This is a genomic window from Nonomuraea sp. NPDC003804, assembly GCF_040610675.1.
Taxonomy (GTDB): Bacteria; Actinomycetota; Actinomycetes; order Streptosporangiales; family Streptosporangiaceae; genus Nonomuraea.
Genome location: NZ_JBEXMT010000019.1, coordinates 149,745 through 173,920 on the forward strand (window position 1 = coordinate 149,745; position 24,176 = coordinate 173,920).

The following is a 24,176-nucleotide window of genomic DNA, read 5'->3' on the forward strand; positions in this document are numbered from 1 at the left end:
GAGGGCGCCCATGGCGGACATGAGCAGAAGCCGGGCCGAGGAGCCGATCAGCCGACCGTCAGCCACTGATCGGGGCGCGCAGGACGGCCGGGCCGCCGGGCACGGTGCTCAGCCCCAGGGCGACGGCGTCGTCACCCTGGACGGCCGCCGAGAGCTCCATGGTCGCCCCCGCGCCTCTGGCGGTGAAGCTGCCCGCGGGGACCCGGCTGCCGTCCGCCCGTTCGAGCCAGACCAGGTAACGCTGACCGTTGTCGAGGCCGCTGACCTTCAGGTTCACGGCCGTACCCCACTGGCGGGCGGCCAACTCGGCGGTGATCTGCATACCCCGCGCCCCGTAGGTCACGGTGTGCCCTTCGGCGCCTGACACGAGCACCGTCACCACGAAGGCGGCCGAGGCCGCGGCGGTCATGAGCCCGCCGGACCACGCCAGCAAGCGCCTGCGCCTGCGCCGGTTCAGGTGCCGGACGCCGACGGCGGCCACCACGCTGTCACGCAGCCAGGGCGGCGGCGCGGGACGAGCGGCGACCCGGTCGGGATTGGCGTGACCGAGGGCGCCGGCCACCTGGTCGAGGGAGGCGAGTTCGGCCCTGCACGCGGGGCAGCCGTCGGTGTGGGCCAGCAGGGTCGCCAACTCGGCCTCGGGAAGGCGCCCCAGCGCGTGCATACCCAGCAGAGCGTGATAGTCGCGGCAGCTAGTCACCTTCCCACCCCATCTCCTCCAGCACCAGGCGCAGTGCCTTGAGCGCGTAGAACACCCTGCTGCGCACCGTACCCGAGGGTATGCGCAGCTCGGCGGCGACCTCGGCGGGCGCGCGGTCTCGCAGGTGCACCTCCACGAGAATGTGCCGTTGTTCGGGGGACAACCGCCGCAACGCCTCTTCGACCTGCATGCCGAGAAGCAACCTTTCCAGGCCGGTGTCTCCGGGCACGTCGCTCTCCTGGCCGTCGGAGAGCTGCGGCCGCACGGAACGCGCGCGCAAGAGGTCGATCACCACGTTCCTGCAGATCGCGAACAACCACGTCCGGGGAGACGACTGCCTGTGGTCGTACCGCCCCGCCGTACGCCACGCCCGCACGAAGGTCTCCTGCACCGCGTCCTCGGCCAACCCCGTGTCGCCCAGGGACCTCCTGGCGAAGGCGAACAACTCGCCTCCGTAATCGTCATAGACCGCCCGCAAGGTGGTCTCGTCATCCAGCCGCACGTCTCCTCCTGCCCTGTCGTTCCGATGGACATACGGAACACATCGCTGCGGCGTTCATCCATTGTCGGGTGAACACCGACCGCCTCGTCTCCGTACACCCCCTCGTCATCAGCGACAGAGAAGGGAACAACCATGCGAGCAGTTGTCCGGACAGTGGTGCTCGGAGTCGCCGTGACCGCCGCCGCCACCCTCGCGGTGCCGGCCCTGGCCCAGCGGGACAGCGGGTCCGAGCGGCGCGCCCACGTGCAGGTTCACTCGCCGAAGGCCGACACGGCGACCGGTGTGGAAGGTGCCGCCTGGATGGTGGAGCTCTCCGTCGGCTACCGCGACGGGCTGAAGGCGGCCGGATGGAGCGGACCGCAGGTCACCGGCCCCCAGGGTGGGACGGGGACGTTCGGCCCCGGCAAGGACGACAAGCTGCCCGGCCTCGTGGTGCTGCTCTCCACGACGACCGGCTTCTCAGGACCGGGCACGAACCTGGCCAACCTGTTCAACGTCACCGGTGTGGCCGGGCGGGACGAGGCCGGCAGCGCGGTGAAGCTGTGGGATTCCTGGCTGGTCGGCAAGCCGCTGTTCGGAAAGGACGTCCGTAGCGTGCTCACCGTCGCGGTCGTGGCCGACCTGAACCGCAACGGCGTGCTCGACGACGCACCCGACACGGTGAAGGATCTCACCGGCGACGGCCGCATCGACGCCCAGGACCTGCGCGAGCTCGGCGTGATGTCGAACATCGCCGAGGTGCCGTTCCGCATCACCGGCTCGGCGGCCTGAGAGGCCCGGTAGCGCATCCCGCCGGCACCCGTGCGCCCTTCCTGGACACACCGCCCGGGTGCCGGCCGGCCTGAGTGGCCGTCACCGTCTGAAACGCCTTTGCCGGCAGGCTCGGCCTGCTGTGATCATGCCGGTCATGAGTTGCGTCTTCTGCCGCATCGTCGCCGGCACCGAGCCTGCGCAGACCATCCACCAGGACGAGCACGCCATCGCCTTCCTCGACATCGCCCAGGCCACCAGGGGGCACACCCTGGTCGTCCCAAGAGCGCACCACCGAGACCTGGGGGAGATCCCGGCAGAGACGGCGGCACACGTCATGCGGACCGCGGTCGAGGTGTCCCGACGGATCGTCGGCGCGCTCGGGGCTCCTGGCGTGAATCTCTGGCACGCCAGCGGCGAGACGGCCTGGCAGAGCGTCTTCCACTTCCACCTCCACGTGGTGCCCCGCTTCGAGCCCACCGACCTCACGCCGCCCTGGACGGAGGTCGAGCACCCGGTCGAGTCCCTCAAGGGACTGGCCGAGGAGATCAGAGCCTGGCGATGAAGGCGAGCGCCAGGACGGGCTCCGAACACTCCGGGCAGCCGGGAAACCCGGTGGCGGTGACCGGTGGCGAAACTCAGATCATGCGTCGCAGTGCGGTCTCCACGGCATCGATCAGCGGATCGCCCTTGGTCCGTGGGTGCCGTGCGAGACCCAGCTCGACGTCCGGCAGGGCGGGCAGGGCGTCCGCGTCGTGGCAGGCCATGGCAGGTTCGAGGTTCGCGGGCATGAGCGCCGCGACGCCGAGCCCGGCCCGTAGCGCGGCGAGCACACCGAGCAGGCTGTTGCTTTCGAACGCCACCCGCCAGGGCCGGTCGGCGCGTTCCAGCGTTTCCAGCACCGACGTACGCCAGGAGCACGTGTTCGAGAACAGCACCACCGGCAGCGGATCGGCAGCCACGTCCACCCCCTGGCCGATCGCCCAGACCAGCGGGCGGCGCACCGTCCAGCGCGGCGGCCCGGGAAGGTCCGGCACCTCGTCGAGCACGAGTTGGACGCGGCCCGTGTCGTAGGCCTCCCGCATCGCGGCGTTGGAACAGCTGAGCACCTCCAGCGTCGCGCCGGGGTGCAGCCGGGCCAGGTCGGCGAGGGCCTGCGGAAGCTGGGACGCGGCGAGGTCCTCGAGCAACCCGACGCCGCAGCGGCCGGTCAGCGCGCGACCGGTTTCGGTGAGCGCCTGTGCGGAGAGCGAGAGGATGCGTTCGGCGTACGGCAGGAGCTCCTCGCCGGCTCGGGTCGGCGAGACGCCCGATGGCGACCGGTAGAGCAGCGGACGGCCGACGGTGCTCTCGAGCTTGCGCAACTGCTGGCTGAGCGCGGGCTGGGTGTGTCCGAGCGCCGTCGCGGCGCGGCTGATGCTGCCCGCCCGCACGGCGGTGACGAACGACCGCAGCAACGTGATCTCAAGATCTCGGGCCATAAGCATTGATTATGCCAGCCCCAACGAATTAGTCACTTCCTATGGCATAACGGATGACCTAGCGTCGCGCAGGTGACCAGATACCGACAGGTACTCGCCGTGCCAGGGATGGCGTCGCTGCTGGGCGTTTCGCTGCTCGCCCGTGCCGCGATCACGGCTGACGTGATGGCGCTGACCATGTATGTCGTGCTGGGCCTGGGCATGAGCTACGCGGCAGCGGGTGGCGTCGCGGCGGCTCTGACCGCCGGGGTGGCGCTGGGCGGGCCGCTGCTCGGCCGCATGATCGACTGGCGCGGCCTGCGTACCGTGCTGCTGGTCACCGTCGCGCTGCAGGCCGTGTTCTGGCTGAGCGTGCCGCTCCTGCCGTACGGGATCCTGCTGGGCGCCGCCTTCGCGGCCGGTCTGCTGATGGTGCCGGCCCAGCCGGTGACCAGGCAGGCGATCGCCGCGATGACGACGGCGGGACAGCGCCGGGCCGCGTTCGCGCTGGAATCGGTGCAGGGCGAGCTGTCCTACATAGTGGGCCCGGCGGTGGTGATCCTGTGTGCGGCCACCATGTCCCCCGGCGTGGTGGCATGGGGGGTCGGCGCCGCGATCGTGGCCGGCGGAGCCGGGATCGCCCTGCTCAACCCGCCGCTGCGGGCCGAGGACGAGGCGGATGCCGGCGCGGCCGGACGGCCCCCACGCCGGGAGTGGCTGGGCGCCGGCATGATCGCCGTACTGACGATGGTGTTCGGCACCACGACGCTGCTCAGCGGCGTCGACCTCGCCATCGTCGCCACGCTCGAAGAGGCAGGCCAGGTGTCCTGGGCCGCCGTGGTCATAGCCGTGTTCGGCGCGGCCTCCGTCGCCGGCGGGCTGATCTACGGCGCGCTGTCCCGGCCGGTGCCCACGTGGCTGCTGCTCGGCCTGCTCGGGCTCGTGACGATTCCCGCCGGGCTTGCCCACGACTGGCCCTGGTTGTGCGTGGCCGTTGTCGGCGCCGGGCTGCTCACCGCGCCGACCCTTTCCACGGTGGCCGACGCGGTGAGCCGGCTGGCGCCGGCCGGCGTGCGGGGCGAGGCGACAGGCCTGCAATCCTCGGCGGCGAGCGCGGGTTTCGCGCTCGGATCCCCGCTCGTCGGGGTGGCGATCGACGTCTCCGTGCCGGCGGGCGGCTTCGCGGCGGCCGGGCTGGCCGGCCTCGCCGCCGCGCTGACCGGATACCTGCTGTCCCGCCGCGCGCCCGCCCGAACGCGGTCTCCGCTCAGCGATCCCGGCCTCGCCGGGGAACCGGACCTCGAGCCGTGCGCAGCCGGCGCCCGGCCTGGCGCATGAGGTACGGGCCCGCGCCTACGGCCGCGCCGCTCCGGTGACGAGTCCGTGCGACCGCGGGCACCCTGCGCGCGCCGTGGACATCGACCTGGGGCCTACCGGACGGCTCCGCCCACGCCCCTGGAGCCTGGTCGCGGCCTGGCTCATGTTCGCGGGCCCGGCGACGACGAAGGACCGAGCGCAGCGGTGAAGGCCGCGAGCCACCTGTCGACGGGCCCGAGAGTGATCATGCCGCTGCCCGCGCCCGCCAGTTGACCGGCGGCCGGCAACAGCCGAGCGCGCGCCTGGGCGAGCACGACCTGATCGCCCACCTCCAGGGCGACCGCGCCCTGCAGGCAGCACAGCGCCTCGTACATCAGGTCCGCGGGCGGCTCGGGCAGCGCCCGCAGCGCTGCCCCAGCATCGGCGCGATGCCCGCCGCGCAGCAAGGCGAAGGGCTCGGCCCAGGGACGGTAGGGGCCCCAGTCGGTTTCCAGGTCCACCTGCTCGGCCGCCTTGAGCGCGGACCGGGTGCCGTCCACCAGGCGCAGGCACAACAGCGCCAAGGCCAGCAGGCCCTGCTCCACCCCAGGCATCCCGGCGCCCTCCAGCCGCGTGGCGGCGACCCGGTAAGCGGCCTCCGCCTGCGCGGGCTGCCCCACAGCAGCCAACCTCAGCGCGCGATACCAGTCGGTAAAGCAACCCACCAGCGGCCGTTCGTAGCGCTCCGCCAGGCGGTCCGCTGCGGCGGCGTGTGCGTCCGCCGCCCGGAAGTCGCCGAGCGCACTGCGGGCCTGCAACCGGATCAGGTGCCCGAGCACCTCGAAGGTCACCAGACCGTGCCGGGTGGCCAGCGCGAGGAGCTCCGCGCCGACGGTGTCGCGCCGCGGCGCCAGGCCCGCCCGGGTGCACGACTGCATGTACACCCCGTTGAGAGCGAACGCGAGCAGCGCCGGGTCGTCCAGGCGGCGGGCGATCTCCTCCGCCTCGCGTGCGGCCTGCGGTCCGCGCTCTGAGCGGGTGCCGCGCATCTCCAGCGCGATCGTGGCCAGCAGGCGGCAGCGTGCCGCGTCATACGACGGATCGCCGGGCAAGGCGGCCAGCGTGCGCTCGGCGGTGGCCACGATCCGCTCCGCCTGCTGCGCGTCGTCGCTGCGGGTCCAGATGGCGGGCACGTCGAAGGCGCCGATCACCCGGGCGGTCAGCTCGGGGTCACCGAACTCCGCCGCCGCCATGACCGCCGCCAGCCGGTGCTCCTGCGCCGCCCGAAGACCGCCGCCTCCGGTCATGGCGAGGTTCCGGAGCAGGCCGACCGTGGATTCCAGCCGGGTCCGAGCCCCGGCCGCGACCGTGCGGTGGTACGTCGCCGTGGCCTGCTCCCACAGCCGGGCCGCCGCAGGCACCGGGCCGGGCGCAGCGTCCAGGAGTGGATCCTGGGCCAGGATGTCCGCCTCCAGACGGCGCAGCCGCGGGCCCGGGTCCAACCCCAGCTGATCGGCCAGAGTCGTACGGGCCCTGCGCAGCACACTCAACGCGTCGCCCTGGCGGCCCATGCGGTACAGCGCCAGCGCCAGCAGCCGCCACGCATCCTCGCGCCAAGGGTGCTCGACGAGGTGCGCGTCCAGGTCAGGCACCGCCTCGGCGGCCAGTCCGAGGTCCAACCGGGCCTGCGCCTGCAGTTCCACCGCCTGCAGCCGCAATTCGGCCAGGCGGGAGCGCTCACCGCCGGCCCATTCCTCCTGCGCGAACTCGGCGTAGGCAGGTCCCCGCCACCACCCCATCGCCTCCTTCACCTGCTCCAGCGCCTGGGCAGGCGGCGACGACGCCGCTGCGCCGACCGCCGCCGCGAACCGCCAGGCATCGACGCCGTCCGGCGCCGCGCGCAGCGCGTACCCGGGCCCCTCCGTGACGAGCAACCGGGCGGGGGCCCGCGGCGGCCGGTCCGGCTCCAGAGCGCGGCGCAGGTCTGCGACGAAGGTCTGCACGGCGCCGGCCGCACCTTTCGGGGGCTCGTCCCACAGGTCGTCCACCAGGCGGGCGAGGGGCACCACGCGGCGGCGGGCGATGATCAGCCGCGCGAGCACCGCGCGGTGCCGCGGGCCCTTCAACGCCACATCGGCACCGCCGCCGTCCCAGGCCACCACCGGGCCGAGCACCCCGAACGTGACCCGCTCCATCCCCTCACCTCCCCAGCGCACTTCCGGCCCTCACGGTACGCGCTGACCGGATGCTGATTCGCGGGCGGCACGCTCGATGATGTCCGCCGACCGGCGGGCGCCCTTCGAGTGAACAAGAACGGCTCACCATGGCACCGACCATTCCCGACTTCGACTACCACCGCGTCCCCGTCGCCGACGGTGTCGCCCTCCACACGGCCGTCGGCGGCACCGGCAGCCCGATCGTGCTGCTGCACGGCTTCCCGCAAACCCACCTGATGTGGCGGCACGTCGCAGCCGACCTCGCGGCCGACCACACCGTCATCTGCCCCGACCTGCGCGGCTACGGCGCCAGCGACAAGCCCGCCGGGACGGCTGACGGCACCGCGTACGCCAAGCGCGCCATGGCCGCCGACATCGTCGCCCTGGCCCGCGCCCTCGGCCACGACCGCTTCGCGCTGGCCGGACACGACCGCGGCGCCCTGGTCGCCTTCCGCGCCGGCCTCGACCACCCCGCGGCGATCACTCACCTTGCCTGCCTGGACGTCCTGCCCACCCTGGACATGTGGCAGGTCATGCACGGCACCACCGCCGCCATCGGCTTCCACCTCTACCTCATGGCCCAGCCTCCGGGCCTTCCCGAACAGATGATCTCCGCGGCTCCTGACGCCTTCTTCGGCCACTTCCTCGACATCTGGCACCAGAACCCCCAGGCCATCCCCACCGACATCCGCGCCGCCTACCTGGACGCCTGCCGGAACGCGGTGCCCTCGATCGTGGCCGACTACCGTGCCTCCGCCACCATCGACGTCGAGCACGACCAGGCCGACAAGGACGCCGGCAGCCGCCTGCGCATGCCGGTCACCGTCCTCCAGCAGGACTGGGGCGCCGTCCTGGGCTTCGACGCGGCCACGCTGTGGCGCGCCTGGGCGCCCGACCTCCATCACAGCACCGTCAGCTGCGGCCACTTCATGGCCGAGGAAGCCCCCACGGACATCAGCAGAGCTCTGCGGGACCTGCTCGCCCGCTGACCCCGCGGCCTGACGCAGCCCGGTCGCGGTGGTCACAGCTCAGGAGAGACACACGAGCCCGGCCGAGACAGCGCGTCAGCCCCGATGTCGAGCAGGGCCTCGGCCGCGAGCCCGGCAGCTACGCCGCGTGGCCACGCGCAACGCCGTGACCTTCCGGTGCGCCGGCTCGGCGGACGCCGGGTCGCTCCTGTGCCGGCCGGTCCGGCCAGGGCCGGGCGGACTGCGGCGGGGCTGGGCGGGCTTCTGCCGCCTTCAGGAGCTGGGGGCGTCGTCGCCGTAGAGGAGCGAGGTCCAGGCCTTGGTGAGAGTGTCCACCAGGACCTGTTCGTCGTCGAACGGCGGGACGCCGCTCGCGGCGAGGTAGTAGAGCCGTTCGCCCAGCCAGGTCAGCGACGCCGCGACCGCGCGGACGTCCACGTCGCCGAGCCGTTCGAGGGCCCGCGGGTCGGCTTGGATGCGGGCCGCGGCGGCGTCGGTGAACAGGTCCATCTGCGCCAGCCACAGCGCGCGCAGGTCAGCGTCGGAGCCCCAGCTTTCCACGATCGCCATGAGGACACCCGCGTTGTCGCGCCACAGTCTGGCGCCGTCACTCACGCCTGATCGCAGCGCGGCCACCGGCTCCTGCTCCTGGCCGATCCACGGCTGCGCGGCCTGCTGCCCCTGGGCGACGGCCTCCCGTACGAGCTCGCCGAGCACGGCCTGCTTGCTCGGGAAGTAGAAGTAGAAGCTCGCTCGGGAGACCTCGGCCGCGGTGAGGATGTCGGCCACGCTCAGGGTGTCGAAGCGGTGCCGTTCCAGCAGGTCACGGGTGGCGGTCAGGATCCGCGCGCGCAGGTCGGCGGAGGCGGGTGCGGCGTCGGATCGACGGGGTGAACGCGGGCGTGACATGCGCCTCATCCTACGCACGGAGTGTCCGGACACACTGTATGGACACGCTATCCATACAATATGTATGGTTTTCCCATGACACACGTCGCGATTCACCTCGTCGTCACCGACGCGGACCAGGCCGCCGCCTGGTACACCGAGGCGCTGGGCGCCAGGGAGACCAGTCGGCTCACCCTCCCCGACGGCACCACGCTGACCGTCGAACTCCGCCTCGGCGATACCACTCTCGCCGTGGCGGGCGAGATGCCCGGCAGGGGCATGCGCGCCCCTCTCGGGCTCGGCGCCACCTCCGCGGCCCTGCATGTCCCGGTCGCCGACGTCGACGCGGCGTGGGAGCGGGCGATGGCGGCGGGCGCGGAGGTCTTCGAGCCGGTGCACGACGCCTTCTGGGGCGACAGGACCGGCCAGCTGTTGGACCCCTACGGCCACCGGTGGGCACTGAACCAGCACGTCAGGGACGTACCGGCCGACGAGATCGCCCGCAGGGCGGCGGAGCTGCTCACCGGCGCGTGACACTGGGGTTGGCGCCCGGCCGACCACCTTCGCCGGACCGGATCCCAGCCGGTCTGGGCCGCCACGGTCTGCCGGCGGGCTAGGAGAGGCGTGTCGCCGCGTCGAGGACGAAGGCGGCGGCGACCGCTACCGGATCGCCGCCGCCGCGTAGCTGTTCGAGAGCCGCGACCGCCCGGTCGCGGCCGACGTCACCGGCAAGCAGCTCGACCGCGATCCGGTACCGCACCCCCCGATCGCCTTCAACGGCGAGCCGCGCCAGCAGCGCCTCCGCCGATGCGCCCAGCGCGGCCCGCGCGCGAACCCGGAGATCGTCATCCTGAAGCGCATCATCGAACACCCCGGCGAACGTCCCCGGTGCCCGCAGCTGGGCGAGCGCTTCGAGGGCGACCATCCGGACGGGCGTCCGAGCCGATTCGGGCAGATCGTCATGGTCCCGATCATCGAACTCGCCCGGATCCTGCACGAGAGGCACCACGACCGCCGCGTCGCCGGAGTCCCCGTGCGTCGCGAACCACCGCAGCGCCTCGGCTCGCATACCGGGATCGGCCGCCGACAGATCCGCGAGCATCTCCGCCCTCACCCGTCCATGATCCCTCCAACAGGGCAGGCACTCCGACCGCCGCCAGACTTCTCGGCGTCGGTCGGCGTCCGCCAGTGCGTGTCGGTCGGCCCCCGCCGTGGAAGAGCTGGAACAGCGGCACGATCGTGACCTCGCTCGGGATCAGCAAGCCGGTCAGCACGATCACGAACAGCACGTTCGAGCCGCGGAAGCGGATCCGCGCGAAGGCGTAGCCGGCCGGCGTGGAGACCGCCAGCGTGCCGACGGTGAGGACGACGGCGATGTAGCCGTCCAGCCGGGCCGCCTCGAACAGTTCCTTCGGCGCGCCCTGCAGCACCGCCAGGAAGAGCTCCATGTTGAGCCCGACGTTCTTGAAGACCTGGACCACGATCACCGCGACCATCACCCAGGAGCCGGTGCGCAACCAGTTGGGCCGCGGTGGTGCCGGGGGCAGGCATGGCCTTGCCGGTCTTCGCCTGTACGGCTGACGCGATCTTGACGGCCGCCTCCCAGGCCCGTCCCTTCGCCGGCACGCTCTGCCCGGCCTGTTCGAGCAGGTCGGCGTTGAAGAAGACACCGAACGGCTGGTCGGGGGGCAGGTGAGGAGCCCGGGTCGGTGCGGCTCAGTCCGGGGGCGGCCGTCGTGTGGCCGCCGGCCCGAAGAGGCGGTCGAGGTGGTAGTCGATGATCGCGACGGCTGCCTCGTGGCTGCGCTGCCGGCCCAGGACGCTGGCGGTCAGGCCATTGGCGAGAGCCAGAAGGGTGGCGACCTCGGTGCGCGGGTCGCGATCGGAGGCGACGTCCCCGGCCTGCTGCGCGGCGGTCAACCGTACGGTGAGGAAGTCTTCCAGTGCGTTGGGCAGGGTGAGCCCGACCGCGGCGAGCGCCGGGTCAGTGAGGGCGGCGGTGTAGTAGGCGGTCCAGGCCATGGAGTCCAGCTTGCTCTGCTCGTCGAAGGGCAGGATCGCGCCAAGGACGGCGGCGAAGACGCCGCGTGGTGTCAGCTCGCCCGCGGCGGCGCCGGCCCGCTGCTTGACCCGGCGGTCCATGCGGGCACCCAGCTCGGTGAAACCGGACTCGAGCAGGGCCAGCTTGTTCGTGAAGTAGTACTGGACGACGCGCAGCGAGACTCCGGCCTCGGCGGCGATCTCACGCATCGACACCGCCTGCAGGCCGCGGGTGCTGGCGATGCGCAGCAGCGCCTCGGTCAACTGGCGCCGCCGCTCATCATGATCCACCTGTCGGGGCATGCCCGTTTCCTACCTGTTGTCCGTGCTGTGCTTCGGCGTTGCGGTCCCGGGCCGCGTCTGGCCGGGAAAGGTGAGGATCCGCTCGGCGACCAGGTCCGGAGCTTCGACGGGTAGCGAATGTCCGGTGCCGGGCACGATCTCCACGCGCCAGGACGGCGCGATGTCGGCCAGCCGCGCGGCCAGCGCCTGCGCGTCGAGCAGCGCGCTGCGGGCGCCCAGCAGCACCTGCACGGGCACGGACACCTCGCGTATCTGCTCGTCGGTGTAGGCGGGCGGGATGGGCACACGCCGGCGGAAGGACCAGCCGGCCCGCATCAGCTCCACCAGCCCATCCTCGCGCAGCACCCCGTTGTCCGCTACGCCGGCCATGCGGTGTCGCAACGTCCGAGGAAGCATGGAGGCGATGGCGCCGGCAAGGGCCCACCGGATGAACCGCCTGGGCAACGGCGCGAAGCCGCCCGGGTCCACCAGCGTCAGCGCCGCGACCCGGCCGCCCCCGCCGAGTTGCTGTTCCACTGCGGCCCAGCCGCCGGCAGAGAAACCCGCCACGTGTGCGCGCTCGGCTCCGACTGCGGCCAGTACGTCGGTGATCCAGCCACCGACCTCGGCACCGGTCGCGAGCGGCTGCGTCTGAACCGAGCGGCCCGGCTCGCCGAGCGGGTCGACGGCAAGGACCGGGCGCGTGCGCGCCAGCCGCTCGATGTAGCGGTACCAGGCCAGCGCGTTCCCGCCGGCACCGGCCAGGAGAACCACGGGATCCCCCTCGGCGGGCCCGGCCCGGTGGATCCGCACGATGCCGGCGCGGGTCTCCACGTCGATGGCGTCCACCGGGACCGGCCACAGCTCGCCGAGCACTCGGTCATAGACGGCGTAGTACCTGTCACGGGCAGAGTCGTTGGTGAAGGCTGACGGCTGGTCGGGTGTGCGCATGGCTGACCTCATCCCCTTCGAATGGATACAGTCGTATCCTAACAGTGCGGCCCCCTCCCGCGGCAATCACGAAACCCACCGAACCCGTCCCGACCTGGGCTGGTCAGGCCGGGAACCTCAGCGATGTCCACGTGAACCGGCCCTTCAACCCGGTCCGGTCCGTACAGCCCAGCCTCGAGTACCTCGCATGAGACGGAAGAGAGGAAGCGCCAGAGACCCGCCGGTGCAGGGGGCCCGGCCGGATCTGATGACTTCGCAGGCGACCGCAGGCCGAACAGCGACTTACTCCGGATCGCGAGGGGTCAGGATGCTCGATGAACCGGTCGATGCGATCCGGACGACCCACCGCTCGGGCCGGTGTCGACGCAGGATGTCAGGACGAAGCGCCCGTCGTCGGCGAGGATGCGGGTTTGGGCCTTTGTTCTTGCCGCTGGGGATGACGAGCTTGCGGGCGATCTCGGGCCCTGGGACGCCGCAGGCGCGCAGGGTGCAGGCGTAGGCGATCACGTCGTCGTCGAACACCTCGAGGCGGCCGCAGGCCATCAGCGTCACCACCACCGACCCCGCCGGGTTGCCGCCAAATCGCCGGCGGAGGCAGTATTGCGTGCGTCTCAGAGTTCCATCATGAACCGTCGGCAGATGTGGACACGAGTGAACTGCTCACGCATCGACTGCTCCTCCTGCAGTTTTGCGTGCAGAAAGAGCGCGATAGGCCGAAGACCTGGTCGGCGGTTGCCGATGGCGCGATCAGGCTCGTCTGCGTCGGTGTAGTAGTTGGCGTAGACGTGCAGGTAATGCTCGCTCTCGGAGAAGCCGTTGGCGCGATACCAACGCAATGTGCCGGGATCGTCCCTGGTCCAGGCATCGAGCGTCGATACGTTGAGCGCGGCGACCCTGCGGAGAGCTTCCCCCAGGAGCGCGCGGCCGATACCTCGGTACTGGTGGTCGGGATGAACTGCGACGGTGTCGATGGTTGCCAGTTCGCCGTCGACAGTGACGTCCAGAATCCCGAGCACGACGCCATTTCCTGCGACTGCGATCAACTCGAAGCCCGGAGCGGAAATGTGCGGCTTGCTCTTTTCAACGGCGTCGAAGTAGGCGGTGCCCAGAAAGGCGAGCACTCGGCAGCGGAGCCAAGAAGTCTCATCCGCTGGTCGATATTCGCGTATGACATAGCTCAAGACGGTGATCCCTCATGAGTGTGGTGATGTCCGATTGGTCGAGGTCGCGGCATTGAGAGATCACGGCGATGATTGTGCATGACGAGGCTGGTGGCGGCAATCAGGTTGATTGCTCGCTGCTCCAGGCTCACCAGAGACACATGCTCGCCGTCGGAGGTGCCGCACTGGGGGCCGACGCGGGGCTGTCGTTCATGGTCGAACCGCTTGGGGGGGTCTCGTGCGCCGCCAACGCGGTTCTTATGGTGGGTGTGCTGCTGCTCTGGGCCTGGCGGCAAACGCTCGAGGCCTTTCCCCGGCAGGGCGGTCCCTGGCCTCGGGTGGTCAAGGGCCAGGCGAATGGGTTCCCTGGTCGATCACCTCGTAGCGGTGCGGGGGTTGAGTTGACGGAACCGAAGAACGTCTAGATCGGTGGCTTTGCCCTAGCCTGAGATCATGGACGTGGAGTGGGGGCCGCTCACCGCGCGCGACGCCCCGGCTTGGGCTGAGTTCGCCACCGCCGTCGAAGCGGTGGACAGGACCGGCAGCCCGGTCACCGTGGAGCAGATGGCAGATCGTCTGGCCAACCCGCTGCTTGACCTGCCGGAGGGTACGCTCGCCGCCAGGCAGGACGGCCGGATCGTCGCGCTTGGGCTGGTCCCGGTCAGGCAGGCGGCGGATCCCGTCCACGTGATGGAACTATGGGGCGGCGGCGTGCATCCCGGCCATCGCAGACGCGGATACGGCCGGCGGATCATCGACTGGTCGCTCAGAACGGCACCCGTCCTGCACGACAGGTGCCATCCCGGGAAGCCACTCCACCTTCACCTGCACGTCGATGACGGCAACCATGACCTGGCCAAACTCGCTGACAAGGCAGGGTTCGAACCCGCCCGCCTCTTCCAAGGCAAGCGGCGCGATCTAGCCGTGCCGATCCCACCGCCCCGGGTTCCCGACGGGGTCACGATCCTCACCTGGACGCCGGGACTGGACGAGCAGGCGCGCGAGGTGCGCAACGCCGCCTTCCATGACCACTGGGGCAGCACGCCGCATACACCTGAGAGCTGGAAGCGCCTCATCACCGGCCCAGCAGCTTTCCGCCCTGAATCCTCGTTCCTGGCGACGGCGGACGGTAAGGCGGTGGGCTGCCTGCTGACCCACTGCCGCGAGGTCGACATCGTGGCCACCGGCGTACGGGAGGCTTGGGTCCAGATCATCGCGACTATCGCGGAGTGGCGCGGCAGGGGCATAGCGAGCGCACTGATCGCACATGCCCTCGCCTCGTTCAAGGCGCAGGGGTACGCGACGGCGGGGCTGAGCGTCGACGCCGCCAACGAAACCGGCGCGGTCGCGATCTATGAGCGCGCCGGTTTCACCACCTTCAAGGCTGTCACCACCTACGTTCACGCTTTCTGATTGGCCGTCCCACGGCTTCACTGAAGCGTCGGTCAACCGACAACAAGACCTGCCCTGGAGCGCGCCGAGGCGCGGCTGCTGGACGGTACCTACAACGCGCTCCCCCACCAGGCGCTGCGCGACTGTCTGGTGGCCCCTATCCCCCGGACGCCGCCGCGCGGCACCTGGCCGCGGGCAAGGTGCGGCCGAGGCGAGCGGTCAGGCCTACCAGCGCGTGTGTGGACCTGCGGACGCTCACCGAGGTCGACTTGTACGGCTACCACCGGGTGCCGCCCCAGCACCGGCTGTGGATCTGGGAGGCCGACCTGGAACAGGTGGGCAAGGACCTATCCATCAAATCCTGAGCCGCATCGGCGCCCTTGCCGTGGGGCGCATCGATGGGTCGCGGCCAGCGCCACCCGGCTCCTGCTGTCGCTCGTGGGCGCCCTTTCCCTCGGCCGTCTCAGGACCAGGTGACCGGCAGCGATTGCACGCCGAAGACGAGCATCTCGTTGCGTATCGGCACCTGCTCGGCCGGCACCGCCAGGCGCAGATCCGGCAGACGGGCGATCAGTTCGCCCAGCCCTATCCGCATCTCGATCCGGGCCAGTTGCTGACCCAGGCACTGGTGAACCCCATGCCCGAAGGCCAGGTGCGGAGTACGGGAGCGGCGCAGGTCGAGCGCGTCGGGAGCGGGCCAGTGCCGCGGATCCCGGTTGACCGCGGGCGTGGCGATCACGACGGTCGCGCCGGCCGGGATGTCCACACCACCCAGCGTCACCGGCTCCGTGGTGACCCGGCTGACCCCGAGCTGGATGATCGACAGGAACCGCAGCAGCTCCTCCACCGCGTTGTCGATCAGGCCTGGATCGGCACGCAGCGCCGCGAGCTGGTCGGGATGCTCCAGCAGCGCGAACATCCCCAGACCCAGCATGTTCGCCGTGGTCTCATGGCCCGCGTTGAGCAGGACGAGTGCGACATCTACCAGCTGCGCGTCCGTCAGGGGCGGGTCGGCGTCGCGGATGAGCCCTGACAGCAGGTCGTCGGCGGGGTTCGAGCGCTTGCCGGACACCAGCCGCCGCATGAACGCAGACAGCCCGGCGCGCGCCATGGCCACCTCCTGCGGGGCCGAGTTCGCGCTCAGCCCGACCGCCGTACGTTCCTGGAACTCCGCACGGTCGGCGTAGTCCACGCCCAGCAACTCGCAGATGAGCAGCGACGGCAGCGGCAACGCGAACGACGGCACCAGATCGGCCTTGGTGCCCGCCGCCTTCATCGCCTCGATGTGCTCGACCGCGATCTCCGTCACCCGCGACTCCAGTTCCCGGATCCGCCGCACCGTGAACTGACCCGTCAGCAGCCGCCGCAACCTGGTGTGCTCCGGCGGATCCATGAAGACGAAGAGCCCGTCCTCCCGCTCCGGAGTACACAGCTGCATCTAATGGCGGACACCGTAAGTCAACGCGATAAGATACGCAAGTGGATCCTAAGCGAGAGCGGATCACGTCGCGGACCTGCACCACCTCCTCAGCGGGCCCGGGATCACCGTGGTGTCAATGGATGGCGGGGTCGGTGCCGTGCGCAGGTCTGTCAGCTCCGGCTCGACGGTGCTGCGCGCGTCCGGTGGCGCGCGCCGGTGCGCCTCGTCGGCTCTTCGAGGCCGCTGTGCACCCGTGTCCTGCCCGCGCCGGCCCCACTGGTCGTCGAGTGTGTACGGCTGCGCGTCGCGACCGGGCTGACCGAGCCGCTCATCGAGGAGCTACGGCGTCGGAGGTAAGGCGAGGATCTCTGCGGTGACGGTCAGGACCGCGCGGTCGAGGATGTGGCCGGCGACGGTGATGCCGAGGCAGGCAGGGGTGGACGCGGGCTGTCTCCGTTGTCGGCTCGCCACGACGGATGCGGCCGGCGTCCGGCTGACGAGCTGATCTCGTTCTCCAGGAGAAGGGGTGGACTATTCGTCGTCGGGGCCTGCTGGCTCGGTACCCGCCGCGATCTGCAGTGGTGCGGTGGCCCCGCCGGTGATCTCGTGAGCGTGATTGAGCGTGTAGTCAAGCTGCCTGGCCAGGCGCGGGAGGCTCGCCGGAGGTAGATACGCATCAGCGCCGGCGTTGAGCAGGCGCCGGACCGGACCGTGGTAATTGACTCCGAGCTCGTGATCCTCGATTTCGGTGACGATGACGCGAGCTTCCGGGAACATCGATCGGAGCGCTCCGATCAACTGCGGGCTGCCTGGCGGTACCAGCAGCACGTCGGTTGTCTTGGGAGCTGCGTGCATGTCGAGCACGACGTAGTCCGCGCCGAGTTGGGTCGACAGCGCCACCCGAGCCGCGGCCGACAGCTCCATCGCGGTGGCCACGACCGTCACACTGTCGTAGTCGATCGGTGCTTGATCATCGGCCTCGTCTGGCGCATCGTGATCGACGATGGCGCCTTGCACCACGTCGATGGTGCTGGAGATCGTCGCGATCGACGCGCCGTCACGCGTGACCACCAGTTCCTCACCAGGCTCGAGGGCGTCGATGAGTGCCACGACGTCCTCGGGAAGGCGGATCACGTCGATTCGCTGCGCGGACCGCGCGGCGCGCTTGCGGATCACCATGCCTGGAACGAGCTCACGACGGCGGCGAGGGCCGGCTGCGCGTCGTGCGCAACCCCTGTCGACCGGTCCTTCGGTCCCATCCGTGATGACACGGCTGTCCCCTTGTGCCGTGGTGTTGGCCGGCTCGGCAGAGGCGGGGACTCGCTCGACGAACTCGGGAGGGGCCTGACACTCGAAAGTGACCTCACCTCGGGATCACGCGGCACCAGTCGACCCGACCCGGTGCCGGTGGCGGACGAAAGGGGCAACGTCGTCACGGCGTTCAACTCCTTCGCGCGAGTCAAGCCAATTGTCGATGGCGAGCCTATGGTGCCGCTGATCACCTTGGCGACATCGTTGTGTGCCATGCCGTGTTTGCGGTGATTTTCCGCACGCGTAGGTGCAGATCGGCTCCGGTCAGCCTCGTTCGTCCTCGGCTCTGCCTCCGGGCGCTCCATCTTGCCCTGCTCCTCAGGAGCGCGAGCTGAGCTGATGCGTGACCAGTGGAGAATGGTCAGCCCGCGACAGCCTTCTGCGCGGGTCCATCCCGAGAACGACTCATACCCTCGCAGCGGACAATGTCCAGGCGCTGGAGGCTCTCGGGATGCACTGGGTCCGCGGCCGCGAGCGTGGCCGCGGAGGCCCTGCGCGTCTTCCACGCCAAGCACGGGCCACATCCGCGTGCCCGCTGCCTACGTCACCGGAGACGGCTTCACCCTGAGGACCTGCTTCCACAAACAAGAAGAGCACCATCGACCGCGGCGGCGGCGCCGCGATGAACGGTTCGATCGACGCGCTCAGCGAGCGGGTCCACCGCGTGCCGAGCGATGGCGGCCAGAGTCCACCCATCGGCCAGCAACGGCTCCAGAAAGTCCCGGCCGCCGCGCGGTCGAGAACATGCGGGCGGATCAGCCACCCGCGGCTCAGTTGCCGGTTCGCGTTGGTGGCACGCCTCATGTGGCCCTATCTTGGTCGCGCGGCTGTCTTGCTTTCGTTGTACTCGGCGGCCTGCGCCTGCTCGTGTGTGAGTGGCGCCCCCTGCCACACAACCCGCTGATGGTCATGATGACTGCCCGAGCCTGCCAAAAGAAGCAGAGCACGAGAATGCTGAAGTCGTCTGCCGGCAAGCGCTTCCGTAGGTATAGGGTTCGTGCAACACGCCGACGGCTGTTGAAGTATGGATTACCGCTATGCCTGCACGGTATAGCGTTGGAGAAGCCGGCTGAGCTCGTCTTAGCATACCGATTTGGGGACCGATCAATGGCTAGACAGATCGTACAGACTTTCATTGATGATCTTGACGGGACTGCTGCTGAGCGGACCACCAAGTTTGCTCTCGACGGCGAGAACTACGAGATCGACCTGTCGGGAGCGAACCGCGAGAAGCTGGAGAAAGCTCTCGCTCCCTACATCGTCAAGGCGCGGAAGGTCGTGCAGCCTCGCAGCGTCCGAGCCGGTCGTGGTGGCTCACGCGGCAGCACTGCCATGAGCCGGGAGAAAAGCGCCGAAATTCGCCAGTGGGCCAAGACGCACGGCCTTCAGGTCAGCGAGCGTGGCCGTATCTCCTCGTCCGTGGTCGAGCAGTACGAGGCCGCCCACTAGGACGAACGCGAAAGCCCCCTCCTTCTTCGGAGGGGGCTTTCGCGTTATGGAGAGCAGACGGCGCCGACGAGCGCAGCGCCAATGAGGGAATCGACCATGCCTGCGTCAGCCGCGCGAATAGCTGCGGCGTGACTGTCGTTGAAAGCTTGAAGATGCCACTCCCCTATTGATTTCGACGGATCGCAGGAGCATAAGAACGACTTTGACGCATGGCCACGTCCCCCCGCCCATCCCCCGCGTCGGGCGGCAGCCAGGATCGCAGCAAAATCACTTCACGAAGGGTGTCCCGGTTTCGGAGCGCCTCACCGAAACGCCCGACAGCCTCGCCGAGTGGATCGACCGCTATGTCGATCTCGCCGTGCGTGGAGTGCGCTCCAGCACGGTAAACCGGCAAGACCTGCGGCGCTTTGTCACCTGGCCGGCCACCGGCCTCGGCCACACTCGGTGCCCCTTTTCTGTGAGAGCGTCGGCCTCGTCAACATCGCCGGATGATGGGACCGCGACTGCGGCAACAACGCCCCGGCCCCGGCTTCCACATGGCCACCGGCACCGCCCGGGAGATACTGAAAGCCAGCGACCCGCGCTTCGTCATTGACAAGACTTACAGCCGACTCGTCGTCGCTGGAGCTGCACCACTTCCTCGGGCGGAGTGGTGGGATGCGCGCTGTCGGGCTACTTGGGCTTGTACGCCCTTGACACCGGTGAGATCCTTCTGAGGCCGGTCTGGAGAGGTAACGACCCGCTCTGAGAGGGATGCGATGACCAACGACCCAGCACTGCAGGCCCTGGCCAGGCTCATCGGTACGTGGAAGATCACAGGAGGGCACGAGGGAAGCGTGACCTACCGCTGGCTGAACGACTTCTTCCTTCAGCAGGATGTCCACCTGGGCGGCGCACACGGCATCGAGATCATCGGCCGGGAACGGACGCTGATGGCCGAGCCCAGCGCCGACATCAAGTCCCGCTACTACGGCGATGACGGCAGCACCCTCGACTACACCTATGAGCTAGAGGGCGACACCCTCACCATCTGGGCCGGGGATCGGGGCTCCCCCGCCTACTACCAGGGCGTCTTCAGCCCCGACGGCCGCAGCCTCACCGGAGCCTGGGTCTACCCGGACGGGGGCGGCTACGATTCCAACGCCGAACGCGTCGAATAAAGGCTTTGAGCAACACCGGAATAATGAAAGGTACCGCGCGCCGACGATCGCCCATCAGGTACGGGCCCGGAGCCGAACGGCCAATGGCGTGGCGGGCGGGCTCTTCCTGCGCTTGCAGCGCGAGGATCTTGAGTCCAGGCCGGGGGTGGGGCGATGGAGCTCTGTCCCTTCGGCGTCGGTGACGCTCTGGGTGGCGGGCTCGGCGCATGGGCCGGCGATGCGGTCGTGGTTGGACGGGGCTGACAAGCCATCGCTCAGGGCGGTTCGAGCCCCCACGCGGGCAGGAGGCTGCCAGATGATGCACAAGAGCCACGCCTCGGAGAGATCGCGGATCGGCCTGCGGAGCGGGGTGCGCGGGTCCTGGTGACAGCGCCGGCCGAGCAGCCGGCGAGCACTCGCTCCGCGCCGATTGGTCTCGCATGGCTGACGTTGAGTGCGCTCACTGCGCTCGTCGCCATGACACTCGTCTTCGCCCTGCCCAAGCACAGCGACGACGCGCCCGACTCCGCCAAGGGAAAGGAGCCCCTCCATGCTGCGTAACCGTGTCTTCGCCTGGCATCTGGAGCTGAAGAACGTGCACCAGCGCCTGGAGAAGGCGCTGGAGGAGGCCAGAAAGGCCATCCGCGAGGGCAATCGTGCCTCCGCGCTCAAGCCTGAACTGCGTGAGTTCTGCTACACGTTCTGCTCGGCGATGGGCAGCCATCATCGCAGCGAGGACGCCGAGTTCTTCCCTGCCCTGCTCGAGCAGATGCCTGAGCTGGAGCCCATCATCACCCAGCTCACCCGCGAGCACGAGGTCCTTTCACAGCTCCTGGCCGATTTCCAGCGGGCCCTGGACTCCTCCGAGTCGTCGCCGCAGGAGCTCTTCCGGCAGATAAACGAGATCAAGGGTGCTATGAAGGCGCACTTCGGCTTCGAGGAGGGGTCGCTGAAACGTGCGCTACGCGTCCTCGATGCTCCGGAGAGCGACAAGCAGCGGATGTTCGGTGACGCCTGACGCCGGTCGGCGAACTGGCCGGCCGGTGATGCGGTTCCTCGGCCTGGAGTAGGGCATACGGGCTGTCGGTGAAGGTCGGGTAGGTAGTAGCGGTAGGCGGAAACAACTCACCCGGGCTGCGGCCGGGCAACGTCGGCTCCAACTCCGCCGACGATCACATCGAAACCACCCGGCACTGGCTCAGCTGCCCAAGCACCGCAGGCGCCGGGTGCCGATCCGCACCGGCTCCGGCGGCGGCACCCACGACTTCCTGTCCTGGCTGACCCGACCAGGTCGATGGCGGAACTACTCCATCGGGTTCACCATCACCGAGGACATCCAGCAGGCCATCCTGCGCCTGCCCAAGACCGCGTGGACATCCGCCTACGACGCCGACGGCCTGGTCTCAACCTGGCCAACTGGCCGAAAGCATGCACCCCAGCGGGCCTGTGGAACCCCGCCACCCGGCGCGGCAGCCGGGCCATCACGCTGACCGCAATCCCAGCTGCACCGCTCACCTGACCATATGAAGATCACGAACGTTCGAGGCTAGGTGCTGGTGATCATGATCGCCGCGACGAGTGCCAGGCAGATCCCGGCCACCTGAACCCTGCGTAACCGCTCGTTGAGAAAGACTCCGGCCAGCAACGGAGCTGCCCCGTGCCGCCAGCAGCGGCCACAGCCCGCTGGTCGACGTGGTGGGGATGAGCACGAAGAAGGCGCCGAACCCCGCGCCCCCAGCCAGCCTTTCCCTTCCCGCTCGCCACCTCACCGCCGGGTGCCTCCCTGCTGACCAGGACGATGGCGAGTACGGCCACCCCGACCCCGGCGATGGCGACGGCGTTCGGCCGCTCGCCTGCGGCCAGACCGTAGATCGCCGGGACGCATGCGGAGGTGGCCGACGCCACGGCCACCGCCACCGAGATCGCCCCCATGGTCATCGCGCGGTAGAAGAGCGCCAGCCCCAGGCCGCTGGCCAGGCCGGCCAGCGCGCCTTGAGCGAGCGCGTGCGCCTCTGGGGAACCTGCCGTGAAGAGGAGAAGCAGGGCGACCGTAGCCGCGCCGGACAGATGTGAGAAGAGCGCCACCGTCAGGGCGGAGGCCCTTCTGGTGGCGACGCCGCCGAGATAGTCGGCGGTCCCGTAGAGAATGGCGGCGCTCGTTGCCAGAATGGCAGCCAGCATCAGCACTCGCCTTCGGACCAAAGCGAGTCCATGGTCTCATGGGTGATGTCTTTGTCCGCGTCGGCGGCGGAGGCGTAGGCCATGTTGATGATCGTCCGGCGGCCGCTTCTGATCTCGTGGACCCGGTGGAGCGTGGTGTCCGTTCTCATCAGGTAGAGGTCTCCCGGCTTCAGTTCCATGGAGTAGATGGGATTGTTCACCAGCGCGCGGTTGATCTGCGGATTCTCCTTGTTCCACGTGGTGCCAGGCACGCATTGGACGAAGCCCCCCTCTTCGAGGGGCGGGCACTCGATCACCCAGACCAGCGCGTAGCTGTAGTCGTCCCAATGCCAGCCGTGCGTGTCGCCGTTCCTTTCCAGGACGGTGATGACGAACTGTTCTGGAACGTAGGGGCACGGCAGGATGCGCTCGCCGGCGATCGCGCCCAGCACGTCTCTGAGTTCCTGAGATTCATAGAGCCGGGGAATGACTGTTCCCCGTTCCCCGATCTCGTGCCGTGTCACGTTCCGCATGCGCCGGGGGGTGTGCCCGGTTTCCTTGAAGGACACCTCACGCCGCACCCCCGCCTTGTCGACGAGGGCGAGCGCTTCGCGGGCCACGAGTGCTTTGACGTCGTCAGGCACGAGGAAGGAGGTTTTGGCGTAGCCGAAGCGGTTGAGGTCCTGGCCTGCTCTGATGATGTCGTCCGTTTCGACGGTGCGCAGCCGTTCGATGACCGTGGCGTCCTTTCCCTGGTCGGGTTCAGTAGTGCGGCAGGGGGAAGTCCGCGCACAGCTGCGCGACAGCCGTCATGGCGGAGGACTTCGCGTCCTGGTCGAGCGCGAATGCTCTGTCGCCCCGCGCGGTGACGGCCGACAGCACCAGGTCCACCAGCGCGGCGCTGGTTCTCATCTCGGCGGCGCCCATTCCTCGCTGCGACGCGATGTTGGTGCCCAGCCGTACACCGCTCGCGGTCGACGGCGCCCTGCCGTCCCCTGGGATGACATTCCTGTTGACCAGCACGCCGCACTGTTCCAGCGCGCTTTCCGCCACGTATCCGCTCATGCCCTTCCCGGTGATGTCGAGCATGATCATATGGGTGTCCGTGCCGCCGCTGAGCAGCTGGAATCCGCGCCGAGAAAGCTCTTCTGCCAGGCTCTGCGCGTTCGCGACGATCCGCCGGCACGTCTGCTGGAAGTGCGGCTGGGCAGCCAGGTCGAACGCCCGCGCCTTGGCCGCCATCGCAGCGGGATTCGGCGTTCCCTGCGTCATGGGGAACACCGCGCGCTGAATGCTCTCCGCGAGGGTGAGCCCGCTGGTCCGCGCCGGCGCTTGCGCGTCTCGTCCCTGCAGAATCAGCCCGCCGCGGGGCCCGCCGAGCTGCTTGTAGGTGCTCGTCGTCGTCACGTGGGCCAGGTCGATGGGGCTGGGATGGCAGCCGGACACCACGAGCCCCGCGATGTGGGAGATGTCGGCCAGCAGGTAGGCCCCGACCGAGTCCGCGATCGTGCGCATCCGGGCGAAGTCGACGATCCGGGGGTACGAGCTCGACCCGGCGATGATCACCTTTGGCCGGTGCCTCACGGCCAGCTCGTGCGCCGACTCGTAGTCGATGAGCCCCTGATCGTCGAGCCCGTAATGGACAGCCCGGTAGTGCTGCCCGGTGATGGAGGCGCCGGCGCCATGGGTCAGATGCCCGCCTGAGTCGAGTCCGAGGCTCAACAGCGTGCCGCCGGGCGGCAGCAGGCAGGAAAGGACCGCGAGGTTCGCCGCCGAACCCGAGTACGGCTGCACATTGGCGTATTGCGCGCGGAACGCGAGGCGCGCACGTTCGACGGCCAGGCTCTCCACGCTGTCGACGTCGATGGAGCCGGAATGGAACCTGGCGCCCGGGTAGCCTTCCACGGTGACGTTCGACAGGCTCGTACCCGCGGAGACGAGGACCGACGGGTCGGCGAGACTGACTGATGCGACGAGGTTGAGCGTGTTCTTCTGGCGGGTGACGTCGCGGCCCAGCGCGGCCGCGAGCACGGCATCGTCCTGGATCAGCCGCTCGTAGCCGCGCTGCAGCAGCTCGCTGATCTGCGACATC

27 protein-coding genes are annotated in these 24,176 nt (G+C 69.6%); 11 read left to right on the plus strand and 16 right to left on the minus strand.

Going from position 1 to position 24,176, the window contains the following annotated elements; translation table 11 throughout:
* Positions 1-58: 58 nt before the first annotated feature.
* Complete coding sequence (locus ABZX22_RS25685) at positions 59-700, minus strand: zf-HC2 domain-containing protein (RefSeq protein ID WP_354913432.1); 642 nt, start codon at positions 698-700, stop codon at positions 59-61.
* A complete protein-coding gene (locus ABZX22_RS25690; RefSeq protein WP_354913434.1) occupies positions 693-1,202 on the minus strand; it encodes a sigma-70 family RNA polymerase sigma factor in 510 nt (169 codons plus the stop codon). The genes ABZX22_RS25685 and ABZX22_RS25690 overlap by 8 nt, the downstream gene beginning before the upstream one ends.
* Positions 1,203-1,334: 132 nt before the next feature.
* Here ABZX22_RS25690 and ABZX22_RS25695 point away from each other — a divergent pair, with 132 nt between their 5' ends.
* The gene (locus tag ABZX22_RS25695; RefSeq protein ID WP_354913436.1) at positions 1,335-1,973 is read left to right on the plus strand and encodes a hypothetical protein; all 639 of its coding nucleotides are present in this window, start codon (positions 1,335-1,337) and stop codon (positions 1,971-1,973) included.
* Between the two features lie 136 nt (positions 1,974-2,109).
* Positions 2,110-2,517: an HIT family protein gene (locus ABZX22_RS25700; protein WP_354913438.1), complete on the plus strand. Its 408-nt coding sequence runs from the start codon at positions 2,110-2,112 to the stop codon at positions 2,515-2,517.
* A gap of 73 nt (positions 2,518-2,590) precedes the next feature.
* Here the strand turns inward: ABZX22_RS25700 and ABZX22_RS25705 are convergent, their stop codons facing one another.
* Positions 2,591-3,433 carry a LysR family transcriptional regulator gene (locus ABZX22_RS25705; protein WP_354913440.1) on the minus strand — a complete coding sequence of 281 codons (843 nt, stop codon included), beginning with the start codon at positions 3,431-3,433 and terminating at the stop codon, positions 2,591-2,593.
* A gap of 72 nt (positions 3,434-3,505) precedes the next feature.
* Here ABZX22_RS25705 and ABZX22_RS25710 point away from each other — a divergent pair, with 72 nt between their 5' ends.
* Complete coding sequence (locus ABZX22_RS25710) at positions 3,506-4,750, plus strand: MFS transporter (protein ID WP_354913442.1); 1,245 nt, start codon at positions 3,506-3,508, stop codon at positions 4,748-4,750.
* A 140-nt stretch (positions 4,751-4,890) separates the two neighbouring features.
* Here ABZX22_RS25710 and ABZX22_RS25715 read toward each other — a convergent pair whose 3' ends face one another.
* Complete coding sequence (locus tag ABZX22_RS25715; RefSeq protein ID WP_354913443.1) at positions 4,891-6,903, minus strand: BTAD domain-containing putative transcriptional regulator; 2,013 nt, start codon at positions 6,901-6,903, stop codon at positions 4,891-4,893.
* A 128-nt stretch (positions 6,904-7,031) separates the two neighbouring features.
* Here ABZX22_RS25715 and ABZX22_RS25720 point away from each other — a divergent pair, with 128 nt between their 5' ends.
* A complete protein-coding gene (locus tag ABZX22_RS25720; RefSeq protein ID WP_354913445.1) occupies positions 7,032-7,913 on the plus strand; it encodes an alpha/beta hydrolase in 882 nt (293 codons plus the stop codon).
* A 252-nt stretch (positions 7,914-8,165) separates the two neighbouring features.
* On the opposite strand, the gene ABZX22_RS25725 is transcribed toward ABZX22_RS25720, so the two are convergent.
* Positions 8,166-8,801, minus strand: coding sequence for a helix-turn-helix domain-containing protein (locus ABZX22_RS25725; RefSeq protein ID WP_354913447.1), 636 nt, complete (start codon positions 8,799-8,801; stop codon positions 8,166-8,168).
* Between the two features lie 75 nt (positions 8,802-8,876).
* Between ABZX22_RS25725 and ABZX22_RS25730 the strand changes: the two genes are divergently transcribed.
* Positions 8,877-9,314, plus strand: coding sequence for a VOC family protein (locus ABZX22_RS25730; RefSeq protein ID WP_354913448.1), 438 nt, complete (start codon positions 8,877-8,879; stop codon positions 9,312-9,314).
* Positions 9,315-9,393: 79 nt separating this feature from the next.
* Here ABZX22_RS25730 and ABZX22_RS25735 read toward each other — a convergent pair whose 3' ends face one another.
* From ABZX22_RS25735 to ABZX22_RS25760, 6 genes are all read right to left on the minus strand, one after another.
* Positions 9,394-9,777, minus strand: coding sequence for a hypothetical protein (locus tag ABZX22_RS25735; protein ID WP_354913450.1), 384 nt, complete (start codon positions 9,775-9,777; stop codon positions 9,394-9,396).
* Complete coding sequence (locus ABZX22_RS25740; protein WP_354913452.1) at positions 9,752-10,276, minus strand: hypothetical protein; 525 nt, start codon at positions 10,274-10,276, stop codon at positions 9,752-9,754. Before ABZX22_RS25740 ends, ABZX22_RS25735 begins: the two co-directional genes overlap by 26 nt.
* Before the next feature lie 220 nt (positions 10,277-10,496).
* The gene (locus ABZX22_RS25745; RefSeq protein WP_354913454.1) at positions 10,497-11,123 is read right to left on the minus strand and encodes a TetR/AcrR family transcriptional regulator; all 627 of its coding nucleotides are present in this window, start codon (positions 11,121-11,123) and stop codon (positions 10,497-10,499) included.
* Between the two features lie 9 nt (positions 11,124-11,132).
* On the minus strand, positions 11,133-12,053 hold the full coding sequence (locus ABZX22_RS25750; protein WP_354913456.1) for an alpha/beta fold hydrolase: 921 nt from the start codon (positions 12,051-12,053) through the stop codon (positions 11,133-11,135).
* Between the two features lie 282 nt (positions 12,054-12,335).
* On the minus strand, positions 12,336-12,611 hold the full coding sequence (locus ABZX22_RS25755; protein ID WP_354913458.1) for a hypothetical protein: 276 nt from the start codon (positions 12,609-12,611) through the stop codon (positions 12,336-12,338).
* A 53-nt stretch (positions 12,612-12,664) separates the two neighbouring features.
* A complete protein-coding gene (locus ABZX22_RS25760) occupies positions 12,665-13,234 on the minus strand; it encodes a GNAT family N-acetyltransferase (RefSeq protein WP_354913459.1) in 570 nt (189 codons plus the stop codon).
* A gap of 432 nt (positions 13,235-13,666) precedes the next feature.
* Here ABZX22_RS25760 and ABZX22_RS25765 point away from each other — a divergent pair, with 432 nt between their 5' ends.
* Positions 13,667-14,626, plus strand: a complete 960-nt coding sequence (locus tag ABZX22_RS25765) for a GNAT family N-acetyltransferase (protein ID WP_354913461.1) — start codon at positions 13,667-13,669, stop codon at positions 14,624-14,626.
* Between the two features lie 218 nt (positions 14,627-14,844).
* Complete coding sequence (locus ABZX22_RS25770; protein WP_354913463.1) at positions 14,845-14,970, plus strand: hypothetical protein; 126 nt, start codon at positions 14,845-14,847, stop codon at positions 14,968-14,970.
* A gap of 98 nt (positions 14,971-15,068) precedes the next feature.
* On the opposite strand, the gene ABZX22_RS25775 is transcribed toward ABZX22_RS25770, so the two are convergent.
* Both ABZX22_RS25775 and ABZX22_RS25780 read right to left on the minus strand, forming a co-directional pair.
* Positions 15,069-16,043 carry a cytochrome P450 gene (locus ABZX22_RS25775; RefSeq protein ID WP_354913465.1) on the minus strand — a complete coding sequence of 325 codons (975 nt, stop codon included), beginning with the start codon at positions 16,041-16,043 and terminating at the stop codon, positions 15,069-15,071.
* A gap of 513 nt (positions 16,044-16,556) precedes the next feature.
* The gene (locus ABZX22_RS25780; RefSeq protein ID WP_354913467.1) at positions 16,557-17,204 is read right to left on the minus strand and encodes a hypothetical protein; all 648 of its coding nucleotides are present in this window, start codon (positions 17,202-17,204) and stop codon (positions 16,557-16,559) included.
* Between the two features lie 1,239 nt (positions 17,205-18,443).
* On the opposite strand from ABZX22_RS25780, the gene ABZX22_RS25785 reads away from it, so the two are divergent.
* From ABZX22_RS25785 to ABZX22_RS25800, 4 genes are all read left to right on the plus strand, one after another.
* The gene (locus tag ABZX22_RS25785) at positions 18,444-18,785 is read left to right on the plus strand and encodes an Lsr2 family protein (RefSeq protein ID WP_354913469.1); all 342 of its coding nucleotides are present in this window, start codon (positions 18,444-18,446) and stop codon (positions 18,783-18,785) included.
* A 758-nt stretch (positions 18,786-19,543) separates the two neighbouring features.
* Positions 19,544-19,945 carry a hypothetical protein gene (locus ABZX22_RS25790; protein WP_354913471.1) on the plus strand — a complete coding sequence of 134 codons (402 nt, stop codon included), beginning with the start codon at positions 19,544-19,546 and terminating at the stop codon, positions 19,943-19,945.
* Positions 19,946-20,474: 529 nt separating this feature from the next.
* Positions 20,475-20,942 (plus strand): hemerythrin domain-containing protein, encoded by a 468-nt coding sequence (locus tag ABZX22_RS25795; RefSeq protein WP_354913473.1) that lies wholly within the window; start codon positions 20,475-20,477, stop codon positions 20,940-20,942.
* Between the two features lie 208 nt (positions 20,943-21,150).
* A complete protein-coding gene (locus ABZX22_RS25800) occupies positions 21,151-21,414 on the plus strand; it encodes a hypothetical protein (RefSeq protein ID WP_354913475.1) in 264 nt (87 codons plus the stop codon).
* Between the two features lie 70 nt (positions 21,415-21,484).
* Here ABZX22_RS25800 and ABZX22_RS25805 read toward each other — a convergent pair whose 3' ends face one another.
* From ABZX22_RS25805 to ABZX22_RS25815, 3 genes are all read right to left on the minus strand, one after another.
* Entirely contained in the window at positions 21,485-22,105 is a 621-nt protein-coding gene (locus ABZX22_RS25805) for an EamA family transporter (RefSeq protein WP_354913499.1), read from the minus strand.
* Positions 22,105-22,728 (minus strand): hypothetical protein, encoded by a 624-nt coding sequence (locus tag ABZX22_RS25810; protein ID WP_354913477.1) that lies wholly within the window; start codon positions 22,726-22,728, stop codon positions 22,105-22,107. The genes ABZX22_RS25805 and ABZX22_RS25810 overlap by 1 nt, the downstream gene beginning before the upstream one ends.
* Positions 22,729-22,846: 118 nt before the next feature.
* Positions 22,847-24,175 carry a serine hydroxymethyltransferase gene (locus tag ABZX22_RS25815; protein WP_354913478.1) on the minus strand — a complete coding sequence of 443 codons (1,329 nt, stop codon included), beginning with the start codon at positions 24,173-24,175 and terminating at the stop codon, positions 22,847-22,849.
* Position 24,176: the final 1 nt, after the last annotated feature.

Bases quoted from the DNA above. Each gene is read 5' to 3' on its own strand.
- ABZX22_RS25695 (WP_354913436.1), top strand. From the start codon at position 1,335: ATGCGAGCAGTTGTCCGGACAGTGGTGCTCGGAGTCGCCGTGACCGCC.
- ABZX22_RS25700 (WP_354913438.1), top strand. From the start codon at position 2,110: ATGAGTTGCGTCTTCTGCCGCATCGTCGCCGGCACCGAGCCTGCGCAG.
- ABZX22_RS25705 (WP_354913440.1), bottom strand. From the start codon at position 3,433: ATGGCCCGAGATCTTGAGATCACGTTGCTGCGGTCGTTCGTCACCGCC.
- ABZX22_RS25715 (WP_354913443.1), bottom strand. From the start codon at position 6,903: ATGGAGCGGGTCACGTTCGGGGTGCTCGGCCCGGTGGTGGCCTGGGAC.
- ABZX22_RS25720 (WP_354913445.1), top strand. From the start codon at position 7,032: ATGGCACCGACCATTCCCGACTTCGACTACCACCGCGTCCCCGTCGCC.
- ABZX22_RS25725 (WP_354913447.1), bottom strand. From the start codon at position 8,801: ATGTCACGCCCGCGTTCACCCCGTCGATCCGACGCCGCACCCGCCTCC.
- ABZX22_RS25730 (WP_354913448.1), top strand. From the start codon at position 8,877: ATGACACACGTCGCGATTCACCTCGTCGTCACCGACGCGGACCAGGCC.
- ABZX22_RS25740 (WP_354913452.1), bottom strand. From the start codon at position 10,276: ATGGTCGCGGTGATCGTGGTCCAGGTCTTCAAGAACGTCGGGCTCAAC.
- ABZX22_RS25745 (WP_354913454.1), bottom strand. From the start codon at position 11,123: ATGCCCCGACAGGTGGATCATGATGAGCGGCGGCGCCAGTTGACCGAG.
- ABZX22_RS25750 (WP_354913456.1), bottom strand. From the start codon at position 12,053: ATGCGCACACCCGACCAGCCGTCAGCCTTCACCAACGACTCTGCCCGT.
- ABZX22_RS25765 (WP_354913461.1), top strand. From the start codon at position 13,667: ATGGACGTGGAGTGGGGGCCGCTCACCGCGCGCGACGCCCCGGCTTGG.
- ABZX22_RS25775 (WP_354913465.1), bottom strand. From the start codon at position 16,043: ATGCAGCTGTGTACTCCGGAGCGGGAGGACGGGCTCTTCGTCTTCATG.
- ABZX22_RS25780 (WP_354913467.1), bottom strand. From the start codon at position 17,204: ATGGTGATCCGCAAGCGCGCCGCGCGGTCCGCGCAGCGAATCGACGTG.
- ABZX22_RS25785 (WP_354913469.1), top strand. From the start codon at position 18,444: ATGGCTAGACAGATCGTACAGACTTTCATTGATGATCTTGACGGGACT.
- ABZX22_RS25790 (WP_354913471.1), top strand. From the start codon at position 19,544: ATGACCAACGACCCAGCACTGCAGGCCCTGGCCAGGCTCATCGGTACG.
- ABZX22_RS25795 (WP_354913473.1), top strand. From the start codon at position 20,475: ATGCTGCGTAACCGTGTCTTCGCCTGGCATCTGGAGCTGAAGAACGTG.
- ABZX22_RS25805 (WP_354913499.1), bottom strand. From the start codon at position 22,105: ATGCTGGCTGCCATTCTGGCAACGAGCGCCGCCATTCTCTACGGGACC.
- ABZX22_RS25815 (WP_354913478.1), bottom strand. From the start codon at position 24,175: ATGTCGCAGATCAGCGAGCTGCTGCAGCGCGGCTACGAGCGGCTGATC.